We start from the raw sequence: 14781 nt of genomic DNA, 5'->3' as shown, positions 1-14781 counted from the left end.
CCGGATGCCGCCGGCTCAGCCCTGGGGCGCGGCCGCGGCCACGGCGGGCCGGCCCGGCGTCCCCGTGCGTGGCGGGTGCACCACCATGATGGGGCAGGGTGCGTGCACGACGGTGCGCAGCGCGACCGACCCGAGCACCATGCCCGCGAGCCGGCTGCGGCTGCGGCTGCCCACGACGAGCAGCGAGGCGCCCTCCGCCTGCTGCACGAGCACCCGGTCGGCCGGACCGACGTCGGCGACGACCCGCACGTCCACGTCCGGCGCGCCGCCGAGGACCTCGTCGACCAGCCGCTGCCCGGAGCGCACGGCGTCCGCGCACAGCTCCTCGGCCGAAGGGCCGCTCATTGCGGACAGCTCGCTCCAGGTGTCGGCCGGGACCCGGGCGACGACCACGTCGAGCCGGCGGTCGCGCCGCCGCGCCTCGCCGGCGGCGTGGTGCAGGGCGGTCCGCCCGGCGGGCGAGTCGTCCACCCCGACCACGACGGGCCCGTCCACCGCCCGCTGCCCCGGCCGCACGACCACGACCGGGCAGTGGGCGTGCACCGAGCAGTGCAGCGCCACCGAGCCGAGCACGGTGCTGCGCACCGCGCCCCGTCCCCGGCTGCCCACGACCAGGAGATCCGCCGCCGCGGACCGGTGGACCAGCTGCTCGGCCGGCGCACCGTCGAGCACGTGCACCGTGACGGGGACGTCGGTGGCGCCGGGCACCCCCGCCACCTCGGGCGCCGCCCGGACCTCGTCCAGGAAGGCACGGGACCGGGCCTCGGTCTCGGCGCGGACGCTGTCGATGCGCTCCGCGTCCAGCGGATAGGCCTCGCTCCAGTAGAAGTCGACCTGGAAGGTGGTGACGACGTCGACCGTAGCCGAGCGGCGGGTGGCCTCGGCCAGGGCCCACGCCAGGGCCGACCGGGAATGCTCCGACCCGTCGATCCCCACCACCAGCCGCGGCCGGCCGCTGGCGTCGGAAGGTGGTCCCTGCGCGCTCACGTCGGTCACCGGGTCTCCTCGTTCTCGCCCGTCCTGGCATCGACAGCCTCACCGGCCGCGGCCGGCGGGGCCGCGGGCCGACGTCCCGCCGTCGCGGGGACCTTCGGCCCCCGGCGGAACCGTCCCGGGCGGGGCCGGCCACGCCCGGCCGGTCGAGCGCTGCCACCGCGCCGTGCCCGGGCCTCGAGACCGGACAGCATCCGCTGCTCCATGACGTAGTTCAGCGGCTCGACGACGCGCCAAAGCAGCGACTGCGACCGCGGGTGGACGAGCCGCTGCCGGACGACGACCCGGGTGGCCCGGCCCTCCCGCGCCGGGCGCAGCGACCACTGCCAGGTGGCCACCGTGCGATCGGTCCGGACGGAGCCGGCGGCGTGCGGCGGCCGGGGGTCGGCGCTGACCAGGACCAGGGTGGCCGGCGCCTCGGCCCGCTCGACCCGGAAGCAGGGATGCCCGTCGGGCCCCAGCCGCACCAGGTCCCCGGTGCGCAACCGCAAGTCTTCGGGCAGCAGGGTGGTGGCGCTGCGCACCCGGCAGCCGACCAGGTTCTCCAGCCCGTCGTAGCTGTAGAAGCCGCCGCGGCCCTGCCCTATCTGGGCCAGCCAGGGCCACACGTCCTCGACGGGCGCCTCGAGCGTGACCGCGCGCGTGTAGCCGAGTACGGGCGCAGGCACCAGCTCGTCGCCGGGCATCGGGGCGGCCACCTCGGCGGTCGTGGCGCCACGCACCGCCCGGCGGGCGCGCAGGCCGGGTGAGGTGAGCAGGGCCAGCAGGACCCGGATCGCGCCGGCCGCCGTCCCGGTGCGGGCGCCGACGGCCGGGCCGCCGTCCCGGACAGCCGGGTGATGCTGCCGGAGGACGCGGGCCGAGCGCCGGAGGGAGGTGAGCGGCCTCATGCCGGCACGGAGGGCGCCGGGCGGCCCTCCTCGGGCGCGCGCGTGGCCGGAGGGTGCGGCCCGCCCCGTTCCTCCCGCGGGTGGACCACCATGACGGCACCGGGCGCGTGGATGGCGCAGTGCAGCGCCACCGAGCCCAGGAGCAGCCCGCGCAGCATCCCCCCGCCCCGGCTGCCGACCACCAGCAGACCGTCGGCGCCGGCACGGTCGACCAGCACGTCGGCCGCATGCCCGGGCACGACGGAGGTGCGCACCGCCGGCACCGGGCGGCCCGCCGCGGCCCGGTCGGCGAGGATCCCGGCGACCGTCCGCTCGGTGCGGTCGCGGAGCTCGTCGCGGATCTGCTGCGTCGGGGGCACGACGACCGTGGTCAGGTCGAGCCAGAAGTCCTCGATCGCGTAGGCCACCACCACCTCCACGTCCGTCCCGGCGCGGGCCCCCTCGTCGACCGCCGCGACCAGGGCTGCGCGCGCTCCCGGGGACCCGTCGTCACCGACGACGACGCGCATCCGGTCGGAGCCGGCACCTGCGTGCACGACCACCACCGGGCAGGCGGCGTGGGTGGCGCAGTGCAGCGCCACCGAACCCAGCAGAGCGCTGCGCGCGCCGCCGCGTCCGCGGCTGCCGACCACCAGCAGGTCGGCGTCCCGCGAGCGGTCGACGAGCGCCTGCGCAGCCGGGCCCGGCACCGCGCTAACCACCACCTCGACCTCCGGCAGGCCGGGCACGTGCGCGAGCGAGCCGTCTCCTCGCAGCTCGTCCACCAGCGCCCGCGCCCGGGCGGCGGCGTCCTCCCGGGTGCCCGCCAGGTCGGGGAGGACGACCGGCACCCCGCCCAGCTGGTGGAGCTCGACGACGTAGCAGGTGACGATCTCCACGCGGCCACCGCGGCGCGCCGCCGCCACGAGCGCGTGCGCCAGAGCGGCCCGGGAGGGCCCGGAGCCGTCCACGCCCACGACCACGCGGTCCGGCGGCACCGGACCGCCGACGCCCCGGTCCCCTGCTACGCCCACGGCAACTCCCCGGTGCTGACCGGCCCGGCCGGTGCCGGGCTCAAGCCCACGATCGGCCCGGTCCGCCACCGCGTCGCCGGGTCTCCAGTCCCGCGATCCGGGACCAACGTCCCGGCGGAACCCACCCGGGCGACCCTGCGACGACGCGCCCGCCCCTCCTAGCGTCGGCGTCCGACCGGACAGGCAGAGCCCGACCAGGGAGCGCATCGTGCAGGTACGCGACGTCATGACCCGCGAGGTGGTCACCGTGGGCCCCGACACGTCGACGAAGTACGCCGCCGAGGTGATGGCCGAGCACGGGTACGCCGCGCTGCCGGTGGTCGACGGGAACGACCGGCTGGTGGGCATCGTCGCCGAGGCCGACGTGCTCCGGGACCGGCTGCCCGCCGATCCCCGGCTCCACCTTCGCCGCGACGGACCGGCCGACCCGACGCCGCCACTCCTGGTGCGCGGCGTCATGACCCGGGGCGTGCGGACCGTGGACGCCGGCGGGGACGTCTCCGACGTCGCCCGGCTGTTCGTCGACGACCGGCTCCGCAGCGTGCCGGTGCTGGAGGACGGCCGCCTGGCCGGCATCGTGAGCCGGCGCGACCTGCTGCGCGCCCTCGTGCGACCCGATGACGAGATCCGGCGCGACCTGCTGCGCCTGATCGAGGGCTACACCGGCGACCTCGGCGACTGGGAGGTGACCGTGGTCGAGGGGATCGCCACGGTGCGGCGCACCGCCGGGACCCCGGAGCCTTCCGCCGCGGTGGAGCAGCGGGCCCTGCACGCGCTCGCCCGGACGGTCCCCGGCGTGGTCGGTGCCCAGGTGCTGCCCGGTGACGCCGACGGTCACCGCGGCGCGCCGGTCGACGTGAACGCCTCCTCGTGAACGCCCCGGCCACCGCCCCGACGGGAGGACCCACCATGATCGCCCCCGCGCACGACCGACCCGTCGTCGTCGGTGTCGACGCCTCCGAGGCGGCCCTGCGGGCCGTCGCGTTCGCCGCGGACGAGGCGCGGCGCCGCGGTGCGCCGCTGCGCCTCGTGCACGCGATGGACTGGCCCCTCGACGGGGTCACCATGCCGCCCCCGGAGATGGACGTGGCCGGCATGGTGCGGTCGGCGGCCCACGAGGTGCTCCGCACGGCCATCACCTCAGCGACGGCGACGACCGGCACGGAGGTCACCGCGACGGTCGCCGACGGGGACCCGGTGGACGTCCTGCGCCGGGCCTCGGCCACGGCCCAGCTGGTCGTCGTGGGCAGCCGCGGCGCCGGTGGGGTCGCCGGTCTCCTGACCGGCTCGACCGCCACCGCCCTGGTCGGGCACGCGGACTGCCCCGTCGTGGTGCTCCCCGATCCCACGTCCGCCCGCGTCAGCCCGCGCCGGTCGGTCGTCGTCGGTGTCGAGGGGCGGCGCGGCGACCAGGAAGTGCTCGACTTCGCCTTCGAGGAGGCGTCCGCGCGCGGCACCGACGTCGTCGCGGTGCACGCCTGGCAGGACGTCGTCCTCGGCACGGCCCACCGGTCGATGAGCCCGCTCGTGGACTCGACCGGCGTGGCCGCGGAGGAGGAACGCGCCCTCGCCGAGGCGCTCGCCGGGTGGCGCGACAAGGAGCCGGACGTGCCGGTGCAGGAGGTGGTCGTCCGGGACCGGGCGGCACGGGCGCTGGTGACCGCGAGCATGACCGCAGAGCTGGTGGTCGTCGGACACCGGCGTCGTCACGCGCTCGGCTCCACCACCCACGGAGTGCTCCACCGGGCCACCTGCCCGGTGGCGGTCGTCCCTGTCCTGGACGGCGGAAGCCGGTGAGCGGCCACCGCCTGCGGGTGCTGGTCACGGTCGCCAGCCGGCACGGCGCCACGGCCGAGATCGGCGCCGAGATCGCGCGCACGCTGAGCACGTGCGACCGGGGACGCGCGGCCGGGCTGGTCGCCGTCGCGGTCCCCGTGCAGCAGCACCCCGATCCGGCCGGTTTCGACGCGGTCGTCCTGGGCAGCGCCGTGTACGCCGGCCGCTGGCTGGAGCCGGCCCGCGAGTACGCCGCCACGCACGCCTCGCTGCTGCGGACCAGGCGGGTGTGGCTGTTCTCGAGCGGCCCGATCGGCGATCCCCCGTTCCCGCCCGACGTGCCGCACGACGTGGAGCCCCTGACCGGGCTGACCGGTGCACGGGGTCACGGCCTCTTCCCCGGCCGGCTGGACAAGGCCCGCCTGACGTTCGGGGAGCGCGCCATGGTGACCGCCATGCGGGCGCCGGTCGGCGACTTCCGGGACTGGCCGGCCGTCGCCGCCTGGGCCGAGGGCGTCGCCGACGCGCTGTCCTCCCCGGCCGCCGTGCAGGCCTGACGGGCGCCGCTCGCGGAGGTGCCCGGCCCGTCGAGCGGGGCGAACCGCCGACCGCGGCAGATGCGGCACCCGTGCGACTCGGGGACGTCTTCCGCCGCCCAGCGGGCGGTGGCAGTCTGGCCTCCGTGGCAGAGACCAGACCGTCGACGTCCGGCGGCGCCCCCTCCCCACGTACCGGCTTGCCGTCGTCCGCGGAGTTCTCGTCGGTCCTCTCGGGCATGCGGCTGACCGAGCTGCTGGACGAGGTCCAGGACCGGCTCTCGGTGGTCGCGCGCACGCAGGCGCGCGTGCAGCACCTGCTCGACGCGTTCCTCAGCGTGTCCACCGGCCTGGACCTCGACTCGACGCTGCGCCGCATCGTGGAGGCCGCCGCGGGCCTCGTCGAGGCCCGGTACGGAGCCCTCGGGGTGCTCGGTGCCGGTGGCGGGCTCGCGGCCTTCATCACCGTCGGCATCGACGCGGAGCAGGCGGAGCGGATGGGCGCGCTGCCCGAGGGCAAGGGCGTCCTCGGGCAGCTGATCACCGATCCCTACCCGCTGCGCATCGCCGACCTGCGACAGCACCCCGCCTCGGTCGGCTTCCCGCAGCACCACCCGGAGATGCACACCTTCCTCGGGGTGCCGGTGCTGGTCCGCGGTGAGGTCTTCGGCAACCTGTACATGACGGAGAAGACCTCGGGCGAGTTCACCGCCGAGGACGAGGCCGTCCTCACCGCACTGGCCGGTGCCGCCGGGATCGCGATCGACAACGCCCGGCTGTTCGAGGAGGCCGAGAGCCGGCGCCGCTGGACGACCGCGGTCTCCGACATCCGGCAGGCGCTCCTGGGCACCACGTCACCGGACGAGGCCCTCGGCGTGGTGGCCGACCGGCTCACCGACCTGACCGGCGCCGAGGCCACCTGGCTGCTGGCGGGCCCGGACCAGGCCGACGGCCGGTACGTGGTGCTCGCCCAGCGCAGCGTCCTCGAGCTGGAGGACACCGTGGGACTGCGGTTGGACGCCGCGGACAGCCCCGTCCTCCTGGCGGTCGAGGACTCCGGTTCGGTCAGCACGGTGGACCTCGCCGCGCTGGACCACGCGGGGCCCAACGCGCACGTCCGCTGGGGGCCGTGCCTGGGGATCCCGCTGCACGGCTCGGACGCCGGGCAGGCCGTCGTCGTCGTGGCCCGCCGGGCCGGTGCGCCACCGTTCCCGGAGGCGCTGGTCCCGCTGGTCAGCGTGTTCGCCGACCAGGTCGTCGTCGCGCTGGACATGGCCGCCCGCCAGCGGCTGGCCCGCCGGCTCGACGTCTACGAGGACCGTGATCGCATCGCCCGCGACCTGCACGACCTGGTCATCCAGCGGGTCTTCGCCGCCGGCCTCGCGCTGCAGTCGGTCCTCCCCCGGGTCGGCGACCCCGAGGGGCGGCGGCGCGTCCAGAACGTCATCGGCCAGCTGGACGGCACCGTCCGCGACATCCGCACGACCATCTTCGACCTGCACTCGACCGACACCGCCGACGGCGGTGACAGCCTCCGCCGGCAGGTCCTCGACGTCGTGACGGAGGCGGCGGGCGATGCGCTGCGGCCGACGGTCCGCATGTCCGGTGCGGTGGACAGCGTGGTCTCCGGCGCGCTCGGCGCGGACGTGGTCGCCGTGGTGCGGGAGGCCGTGAGCAACGTCGCCCGCCATGCGAGCGCCCAGCACGTGACCGTGACCCTGGACGTCGCGGACGACGTCGTCGTCGAGGTCGTCGACGACGGGAGCGGGATCGACGAGGCCGCAGCGCGCAGCGGCCTGCGGAACCTGGAGGACCGCGCCCGGAAGCGGGGCGGGGTCGCCCGCATCGGTGCGCTGCCGGACGGCGGGACCCGGTTCCGCTGGAGCGCCCCGTTGCGCTGAGCGGGGCGGTCGCGGTCAGCGGGGACGGCTGCCCGACGGCGCGCTGCGCAGCTCCGCGGCCAGCACGGCGGCCTGGGTGCGACGCTCGAAGCCGAGCTTGGCGAGCAGGTGCGACACGTAGTTCTTCACCGTCTTCTCGGCGAGGAACATGCGCTCCCCGATCTGCCGGTTCGTCAGCCCCTCACCGATCAGCTCGAGCACGGTCCGCTCCTGGTCGCTGAGCTTGGCGAGCGGGCCGGCGGGCTCGGCGGCGCGGCGCATGCGTTCCAGGACGGCCGTGGTCGCGGTCGGGTCGAGCAGCGACCCACCCTGGGCCACGGTGCGGACGGCACTGACGAGGTCCTGGCCGAGGATCTGCTTGAGCAGGTAGCCCGAGGCCCCCGCCATGATCGCCTCGAACAGCGCCTCGTCGTCGCTGTAGCTGGTCAGCATGATCACCTTGAGGTCGGGCATGCGGGAACGCAGCTCCCGGCAGACCGTCACGCCGTCGCCGTCGGGCAGCCGCACGTCGAGGACGGCGACGTCCGGCTGCAGCGCCGGCACGCGGGCCAGCGCCTCCGAGGCGTTCTTGCCCTCGCCGATCACGGTGATCTCGCCGGAGCTCTCCAGGACGTCGGCGACGCCCCGGCGGACCACCTCGTGGTCGTCGAGCAGGAAGACCTTGATCGGGCTCGGCTGTTCGGTGCTCACGGGTCCATCCTGGAGGTCTCCGCCCGTCCCCGGGCACGGCCGTCCGGCGGCACCGGCGGCGCCTCCGTCCGGGTGAACGCTAGGAACGAGGCGGCGGGAGGCGCAGGGCCGAAGGTCCCGACCTGCCGCCTCCGATCGGCGACGGTGGCAGGGACCCGGCAGCGCCCGCCCGGTGACCTCCGCCCCTCCCCCGGAGGGCGGCTGCCCCGGCAGCGTGACGCCATGGATGCATCGACACGGGTCGCCGTCGCCTACGCGACGGCGGCGGGGTCCACGGTCGAGGTGGCCGAGGCGATCGCGGCCGAGCTGACCGGGCACGGCTGCCGGACGACGTGCCGCCCGGCGGGGCCGGACCTGGACCCGCGCGCCTTCGACGCCCTGGTCGTCGGCAGCGCCGTGCACGACATGGCCTGGCTGGCCCCCGCTCTGGAGTTCCTCGGCCGCGCGGCGGGCACCGGCCTGCCGGTCTGGTGCTTCAGCGTGGGCGGTTTGGCCGACCCGTACGGCAGCCGGCGGATGCGGTTCATGACGGGGAGCGAGCTACGGCGCATCCAGCAGGGCTTCCCGCCGGCCTTCGCACCGCGCGACCACCGCATGTTCGCCGGCGTCGTGGACCTGTCCCGGGCCCCGCTGTGGGGACGGGTGTTCTACCGCCTGACCGGCACCGCCCCGGGCGACCACCGCGACTGGCCGGCGGTCCGTCAGTGGGCCCGCTCGGTCGCCGCCGCGCTCCCGCACGCCCGCCCCACGCCGAGCCCGCCGGCGACTCCGCCGGCCGACGCCCACCCCTGACCCAGCTGATCCGAGGAGATGCCGTGCTGACCACCCGTCTGGACCGATCGACGGCCCGAGCCGCCGTGTCGTTCGCCAACCTGGCACCGTCGGTCCACAACTCCCAACCGTGGACCTGGCGGATCGGCGACGGCTCCATCCACCTGTTCGCGGATCCGGCCCGCGCGCTGCCGGCCACGGACCCCGATGGCCGGGACCTGCGGCTGAGCTGCGGTGCGGCCCTCCACCACCTGCGGGTGGCGCTGCTGGCCGCCGGCATCGGCACCACCGTCCACCGCATGCCCGATCCGCGCCAGCCGGCGCACCTCGCCGCCGTCGAGCCGATGCCGGGCCGCCCGACCCCTCAGGACCTCGCGCTGGCCCAGGCCGTCGAGCGGCGGCGCAGCGACCGGCGGGTGTTCTCCACCTGGCCCGTGCCGCCGGAGTTCCTCGACGAGCTGCGCGACGCCGCGGCAGCACAGGGTGGCCTCCTGCAGGTGCTCGAGGGCTCCGCCCCGCGGGACCTCGTGGCCCGCCTCGTCGAGCACGCGGCGGTCGAGCAGGCACTCACCCCCGGCCTCGCGCAGGAGACGGCGACGTGGACCGGTCGCGCCCGGGGGGCCCGGGAGGGGGTCCCGGCCGCGAACGTCCCGGACGGGCCGGACGGCACCGTCCCGGTCCGCCACTTCGGTGCCGCCGAGCAGCGCCAGAACACGCTCGGCGAGGAGGAGACCGACGGCACGGTGCTGGCGGTCCTGGGCACGCCGACCGACGGCGCCGTCGACCAGCTGCGGGCGGGCGAGGCGCTCAGCGCGGTGCTGCTCACCGCGACGCGCCAGGGCCTGGCGACCGATCCGATCAGCCAGCCCCTGGAGGTGCCCGGGACGCGCGCCCAGCTGCGTGGCCTCCTCGGCGACGGCGGGGAGCCGCAGGTCATCGTGCGCCTCGGCTGGGCGCCCATGAGCGCTCTCCCCGTCCCGCGCACCGGCCGGCGCCCGCTCGCCGACACGATCGAGCCGCTGGACCGGCCCTGGCCGTCCGGTCCGGCGTCCTGAGCACCGGAGGGGTGGCCGCCGGACCGACCGTCCGGCGGCCACCCCTCCCTGCTACCTCCGCGCGACGACGACCTTGAGCGCCTTCGAGCTGACCGGGTCGTCGAACACGTCGTAGGCCCGGGGCACCTCGTCGAAGCCGAACCGGTGGGTGAGCATGCGCCCCGCGTCCAGCCGGCCGGCCCGCAGCATCCGCAGGAGCATCGGGGTCGACGAGGTGTCCACCAGCCCGGTGGTGATCGTGACGTCCCTGATCCACAGGTCCTCGAGGTGCAGCGTCGTCGGCCGGCCGTGCACGCCGACGTTCGCCACCCGGCCACCGGGCCGCACCAGCTCCACCGCCATGTCGAAGGTGGCGGGGAGCCCGACGGCCTCGATGGTGACGTCGGCGCCCAGGCCGTCGGTGAGGCCCCGCACGGCGTCGCCCACCGCGTCCTCCGGCGACAGGGCCACGTCCGCCCCGAAGGCGAGCGCCGCGTCCCGCCGGCTCTCCACCGGGTCCACGACGACGATCCGCTCGGGGCTGTAGAGACCGGCGGTCATGACCGCCGCCAGGCCGATCGGCCCGGCGCCGACGACGACCACCGTGTCACCGGGCCGGACGCCGCCGTTGAGCGCACCCACCTCGTAGGAGGTCGGGAAGATGTCGGCGAGCATCAACGCGGCCTCGTCGGAGACGTCGTCCGGGAGCCGGTGCACGGAGCCGTCGGCGAACGGGACCCGCACCGCCTCGGCCTGCACGCCGTCGATGGTGTGCCCCAGCACCCAGCCGCCTCCGCCGCGGCACTGGCCGTAGCGAGCCTCGCGGCAGAAGCGGCAGCGACCGCAGGCGGTGATGCAGGAGATGAGCACCCGGTCGCCCGCGCGGACGGTGCGCACACCCGCACCGACCTCCTGGACGGTGCCGACCGCCTCGTGGCCCAGGATGCGGCCGCTGGTCACCTCGGGGACGTCCCCCCGCAGGATGTGCAGGTCGGTGCCGCAGATGGTGAAGGCGTCCACCCTGACCAGGGCGTCCTCGGGGTCCTCGATGCGGGGGTCCGGCACCTCCTCCCAGGACCGCGTGCCGGGACCGTGGTAAGCGAGCGCCAACATGTTCGTCTCCTCGTCGTCAGGGGGTGCGGCCAGTCCAGCCGCCGCACCTGCTCCGGGACACGTCCGCTCGTCCGTCGCCGGAGGGACGAAGGTCCGTCGGGGACCCCGTCAGCCGACCCGCACACGCAGGTGACGGCCCAGCAGGACGAGGAGCGCCGGTACCGCACCGGCCGCGGCGAACTCGCCGAGCGCCAGCGGGGTGGTCCGCAGGAGACCGGTCAGCCCCGGGAGGTAGACCCCGGCGACGAGCAGCAGCAGGTTGGCGGCCGCGGCGAGAGGCACCCATCCGGTTCCACGCGCGCCAGCACGTTGCCCTCGAGCGGGTGCTGGTCGTCGACGAGGCCCGCTGCGCGGGCGACGGCCTCGGCCGTGCCCGCGTGATCGCCGGTGACGAGCACCGGGCGGATGCCCGCCCGGTGGCAGGCTGCGATGGCGGCGGCCGCCTCCGGCCGCACCGCGTCGTCCAGCTCGACGAGCCCCAGCAGCGCCCCGTCCCGTGCGACGGCCAGCAGCCGGCTGCCCTCCCCCGCCCACCGGTGCGCCACCGCGTCCGCCACCGGGGCAGCGTCGTCCCGGGGGTGGCGGGCACCGCAGGGCCGGAGGTCCCGCGTGCCCGTGGGGCCCGAGGCGCGCGTCGGGCACGAGCAGGCCGAAGGTCCGTGCCGGCCGGGGACCGGGGACCCCGGCCGCGCGGGCGCGACCGCACCAGGCTGGCCCCCGAGCACCCTCGAGAGGAGCAGCCATGTCAGGACAGCTGCGCGCCCCGGCGGCCGGGTACCCCCGCGGGCCCCGGCGATGACCGCGCACGCGCCGGAACGGACCGCGCTGGTCACCCGGCTGGGCGACGTCCGCCTGTCGGACGTCGACCGGGTCGGCGGCAAGGGCGCCAACCTCGGTGAGCTGCTCCACGCCGGGCTACCGGTGCCGGACGGCCTGGTCGTGACGGCCGCCGCGCTCCGGGCGGCCGTCGCCGCGGCCGGGCTGCCCGAGGAGCTCGACCGGCGGCACCGCGAGGCGCTGGCGGCGGCCCGCCCGGGTGCTCCGGCCGCCGTCCGCGACCGGCTGGCGGCGGCCTGCCGTGACGTCCAGCAGCTGGTGCGCCGGGCCGGGCCGCCGCCGGCACTGGTGGCGGAGCTGCGCACCGCCTACGCCGCCCTGGGGCAGGCCCCCCCGGTCGCCGTGCGGTCGTCGGCCGTGGGCGAGGACAGCGGCGAGGCCTCCTTCGCCGGGATGAACGCCAGCTTCACCAACGTCTCCGGGGTCGACGCCGTGCTCGCCGCGGTCGTCGACTGCTGGGCGTCGGTGTTCGCGCCCCGGTCGGTCGCCTACCGGGCGGAGCGGGGCGATCCGGACGTCCCCGACCTGGCCGTGGTGGTCCAGCTGATGGTGACCGCGCGGCGCGCGGGCGTGGCTTTCACCGCCGACCCCGTCACCGGCCGCCGCGACCGGGTGGTCGTCGAAGCCGCCTGGGGCCAGGGCGAGGTGGTGGTGAGCGGCGAGGTGGAGCCCGACACCTACGTGCTGGACGCGGACGGCCCGCGGCTGCTCACCGTGCACCGCGGCACCCAGCGGGTGCAGGTGGTCCGCGGTCCGGACGGCGGCGACCGCACCGCGCCGGTCGTGGCCGGTGGGCCTCCGGTCCTCTCGGAGGCGGAGGCCGTGGCCGTCGCCGGTCTCGCCCTGCGGGTCCAGGACCTGCACGGGCGACCTCAGGACGTGGAGTGGGCGGCGGACGACGAGAGGTTCTGGCTGGTCCAGGCACGGCCGGTCACGACCCTCGGGCAGGTCGCTCCGGCCCCGGCCGCCGCGGAGCCCGCCGGAGAGCGCCTCCTGCACGGCCTCGCTGCCTCACCGGGCCGGGCGTCCGGTCGGGTCCGCGTCCTGCAGTCCCCCGCCGACGGCAGCCGGCTGCGGGACGGCGAGGTCCTGGTGGCCCCGCTCACGAACCCGGACTGGATGCCCGCGATGCGCCGCGCGGCCGCGGTGGTCACCGACAGCGGCGGGGTCACCTGCCACGCCGCGATCGTCGCGCGGGAGCTCGGTGTGCCCGCGGTCGTCGGCACCCGGACCGGGACGACGACGCTGTCCGACGGGATGGAGGTGACCGTCGACGGCGACACCGGCGACGTGCTCCCCGGCCGGCGGACGCCCGCCGCCCCGGCGGCACCCGCTCCCGGCACGGCCGCTGCGCCGGGTGCGACCTCCGCGACCGCGGCGGAGATCACCGGCACGGGACTGCACGTGAACCTCGCCGACCCCGGGCAGGCGCAGGCCGCGGCCGCGCTGCCGGTGGACGGCGTGGGCCTCCTGCGGGCGGAGCTCCTCCTGACGCGGGCGCTCGGCGGCCGGCACCCGTCGGAGATGATCGCGCGCGGGGAGTCGGACCAGGTGGTGGACGCCCTGGCGGGCTCGCTGCGGACCATCGCCCGCGCCTTCGCCCCCCGGCCCGTGGTCTACCGCACCGCCGATCTCCGCACGAACGAGTTCCGCGGGCTCACCGGCGGGGAGATCCACGAGCCGGTCGAGGACAACCCGATGATCGGCCTCCGCGGCTGCATCCGCTACGTCCACGACCCCTCCCTGCTCCGGCTGGAGCTGGCGGCGCTGGCGCGGGTCCGCGAGGAGTTCCCCGGGGTGGCGGTCATGGTGCCGTTCGTGCGCACCCGGTGGGAGCTGGAGGCGTGCCTGCAGCTGATCGACGACAGCCCCCTCGGGCGCCAGCGGGGCCTGCGCCGGTGGGTCATGGCGGAGGTGCCCTCGGTGGCGCACTGGCTGCCGGAGTACATCGGCCTGGGCGTCGGCGGTGTCTCGATCGGCAGCAACGACCTGACCCAGCTGGTCCTGGGGGTCGACCGCGACTCCGCCGACCTGGCCGACCTGTTCGACGAGGCCGACCCCGCGGTGCTGGCCGTCATCGACTCGGTCGTCTCGACCGCCCGGCGGATGGGCGTGCCGTCGTCGCTGTGCGGTCAGGCCCCGTCCCGGAGGCCGGAGTACGTCGAGCACCTGGTGCGGGCCGGCATCACCTCGGTCTCGGTGGAACCGGCCGCGGTCCCGGCCACGCGCCGGGCCCTGGCCACCGCGGAGCGGCGGGTCCTGCTCGAGGCCGCCCGGCGGACCGCGGCGGTGTCCCCGTGACCCGGCCGGCCGTGACGCCGCCGGTCGTGGTGGGCGTGGACGGGTCGGCCGACGCCTCGGCCGCCGTCCAGCTCGCCGCGGCGGAGGCGGTCCGCCGCAGCGCGCCCCTGGAGCTGGTGCTGGCCTTCCCGTGGCCGGTGGGGAGCAGGGTGCCGGCGCCCGAGGGTTTCGACGGGCGTGCCGCGCTGCACGTCATGGCCGAGCTGGTGCTCGAGACGGCGGTGGACGAGCTGCGGCGCAGCGTGCCCGGGCTCACCGTGCGGTCGCGTCTGGTGGAGGGACGCGCCCCCGATGTCCTGCTGGCCGCCGGGCGATCGGCGCAGCTGGTGTGCCTGGGCTCGCGCAGCAGCGGCTCCCTGGAGGACGTGATCCTCGGGTCCACGGCCGCCGCCGTGGCGCGGGGCTGCGCCTGCCCGGTGCTCGTCGTCCCCCGACGGCCGGCAGTGTCGGTCCGCGGCCGTGCCGGTGTCGTCGTGGGCGTGGCGGACGGCGCGGACGGAGCCGTGCTGGAGGCGGCGTTCCGCGCGGCGGCCGACCGGGCGTGCGCGCTCGTGGCCGTGCACACCTGGCGGCATCCGGTCCCGGGACCGGCCCACGTCGCGCTGGACCCGCTGGTCGGCGTGGACGCGGCCCAGCGCCGCGAGGAGGAGCTGCTGGCCGACCTCCTGCAGCCGTGGACGGCGCGGTACCCCCGGGTGCCGGTGCGGCAGGTGGTCGAGCGCGCGGGCGCCGCCGAGGTGTTGCTCTCGGCCGGCCTCACCGCCGAGCTGCTCGTGGTCGGCCGCCGCGACCGGCGGGGCGGCGTGCTCGGCAGCCTGCGGTCGACCACCAACGCCGTCCTCCACCGGGCGCTCTGCCCCGTGCAGGTGGTCCCGGTCGGGGAACCGGCCCGGACGCCGACCGCGACCGTGGTCTGAGCGCGGGCT

15 protein-coding genes are annotated in these 14781 nt (G+C 76.8%); 8 read left to right on the top strand and 7 right to left on the bottom strand.

What is annotated here, in order from left to right; all coding sequences use genetic code 11:
- Nucleotides 1-15: 15 nt before the first annotated feature.
- Genes O2W17_RS18765 through O2W17_RS18755 form a run of 3 tightly spaced genes read right to left on the bottom strand, consistent with a single transcriptional unit; the run spans nucleotide 16 to nucleotide 2896 of the window.
- Nucleotides 16-996: a universal stress protein gene (locus tag O2W17_RS18765; RefSeq protein WP_269193968.1), complete on the bottom strand. Its 981-nt coding sequence runs from the start codon at nucleotides 994-996 to the stop codon at nucleotides 16-18.
- Nucleotides 993-1883: a hypothetical protein gene (locus O2W17_RS18760; protein ID WP_269193967.1), complete on the bottom strand. Its 891-nt coding sequence runs from the start codon at nucleotides 1881-1883 to the stop codon at nucleotides 993-995. Before O2W17_RS18760 ends, O2W17_RS18765 begins: the two co-directional genes overlap by 4 nt.
- Nucleotides 1880-2896, bottom strand: coding sequence for a universal stress protein (locus O2W17_RS18755; protein WP_269193966.1), 1017 nt, complete (start codon nucleotides 2894-2896; stop codon nucleotides 1880-1882). The genes O2W17_RS18760 and O2W17_RS18755 overlap by 4 nt, the downstream gene beginning before the upstream one ends.
- A gap of 208 nt (nucleotides 2897-3104) precedes the next feature.
- On the opposite strand from O2W17_RS18755, the gene O2W17_RS18750 reads away from it, so the two are divergent.
- The 4 genes from O2W17_RS18750 to O2W17_RS18735 all read left to right on the top strand — a co-directional run bounded on the left by O2W17_RS18750 (nucleotide 3105) and on the right by O2W17_RS18735 (nucleotide 7109).
- On the top strand, nucleotides 3105-3770 hold the full coding sequence (locus O2W17_RS18750) for a CBS domain-containing protein (protein ID WP_269193965.1): 666 nt from the start codon (nucleotides 3105-3107) through the stop codon (nucleotides 3768-3770).
- A gap of 35 nt (nucleotides 3771-3805) precedes the next feature.
- Nucleotides 3806-4693, top strand: a complete 888-nt coding sequence (locus O2W17_RS18745; protein ID WP_269193964.1) for a universal stress protein — start codon at nucleotides 3806-3808, stop codon at nucleotides 4691-4693.
- Entirely contained in the window at nucleotides 4690-5229 is a 540-nt protein-coding gene (locus tag O2W17_RS18740) for a flavodoxin domain-containing protein (RefSeq protein ID WP_269193963.1), read from the top strand. The genes O2W17_RS18745 and O2W17_RS18740 overlap by 4 nt, the downstream gene beginning before the upstream one ends.
- A gap of 179 nt (nucleotides 5230-5408) precedes the next feature.
- Nucleotides 5409-7109, top strand: coding sequence for a sensor histidine kinase (locus tag O2W17_RS18735; protein WP_269193962.1), 1701 nt, complete (start codon nucleotides 5409-5411; stop codon nucleotides 7107-7109).
- 15 nt (nucleotides 7110-7124) lie between these two features.
- Here O2W17_RS18735 and O2W17_RS18730 read toward each other — a convergent pair whose 3' ends face one another.
- Complete coding sequence (locus O2W17_RS18730; RefSeq protein ID WP_269193961.1) at nucleotides 7125-7799, bottom strand: response regulator; 675 nt, start codon at nucleotides 7797-7799, stop codon at nucleotides 7125-7127.
- Nucleotides 7800-8021: 222 nt separating this feature from the next.
- Here O2W17_RS18730 and O2W17_RS18725 point away from each other — a divergent pair, with 222 nt between their 5' ends.
- Nucleotides 8022-8591, top strand: a complete 570-nt coding sequence (locus O2W17_RS18725) for a flavodoxin domain-containing protein (RefSeq protein ID WP_269193960.1) — start codon at nucleotides 8022-8024, stop codon at nucleotides 8589-8591.
- Nucleotides 8592-8614: 23 nt separating this feature from the next.
- Nucleotides 8615-9625, top strand: a complete 1011-nt coding sequence (locus O2W17_RS18720; RefSeq protein ID WP_269193959.1) for an Acg family FMN-binding oxidoreductase — start codon at nucleotides 8615-8617, stop codon at nucleotides 9623-9625.
- A gap of 51 nt (nucleotides 9626-9676) precedes the next feature.
- On the opposite strand, the gene O2W17_RS18715 is transcribed toward O2W17_RS18720, so the two are convergent.
- The 3 genes from O2W17_RS18715 to O2W17_RS22315 all read right to left on the bottom strand — a co-directional run bounded on the left by O2W17_RS18715 (nucleotide 9677) and on the right by O2W17_RS22315 (nucleotide 11262).
- Entirely contained in the window at nucleotides 9677-10717 is a 1041-nt protein-coding gene (locus tag O2W17_RS18715; RefSeq protein WP_269193958.1) for an alcohol dehydrogenase catalytic domain-containing protein, read from the bottom strand.
- 108 nt (nucleotides 10718-10825) lie between these two features.
- On the bottom strand, nucleotides 10826-10999 hold the full coding sequence (locus tag O2W17_RS18710) for a hypothetical protein (RefSeq protein ID WP_269193957.1): 174 nt from the start codon (nucleotides 10997-10999) through the stop codon (nucleotides 10826-10828).
- Nucleotides 10936-11262, bottom strand: a complete 327-nt coding sequence (locus O2W17_RS22315; protein ID WP_442864588.1) for an HAD family hydrolase — start codon at nucleotides 11260-11262, stop codon at nucleotides 10936-10938. Before O2W17_RS22315 ends, O2W17_RS18710 begins: the two co-directional genes overlap by 64 nt.
- Before the next feature lie 250 nt (nucleotides 11263-11512).
- On the opposite strand from O2W17_RS22315, the gene ppsA reads away from it, so the two are divergent.
- Together ppsA and O2W17_RS18700 are read left to right on the top strand one after the other, a co-directional pair.
- Nucleotides 11513-13855, top strand: a complete 2343-nt coding sequence (ppsA, locus tag O2W17_RS18705) for a phosphoenolpyruvate synthase (protein ID WP_269193956.1) — start codon at nucleotides 11513-11515, stop codon at nucleotides 13853-13855.
- Nucleotides 13852-14772, top strand: a complete 921-nt coding sequence (locus O2W17_RS18700) for a universal stress protein (RefSeq protein ID WP_269193955.1) — start codon at nucleotides 13852-13854, stop codon at nucleotides 14770-14772. Before ppsA ends, O2W17_RS18700 begins: the two co-directional genes overlap by 4 nt.
- Nucleotides 14773-14781: the final 9 nt, after the last annotated feature.

Source organism: Blastococcus sp. VKM Ac-2987, from assembly GCF_026967805.1.
Lineage (GTDB): Bacteria > Actinomycetota > Actinomycetes > Mycobacteriales > Geodermatophilaceae > Blastococcus.
The sequence above is the reverse complement of the archived record's forward strand: the minus strand, read 5'-3'. Positions and strand labels throughout refer to the sequence as shown.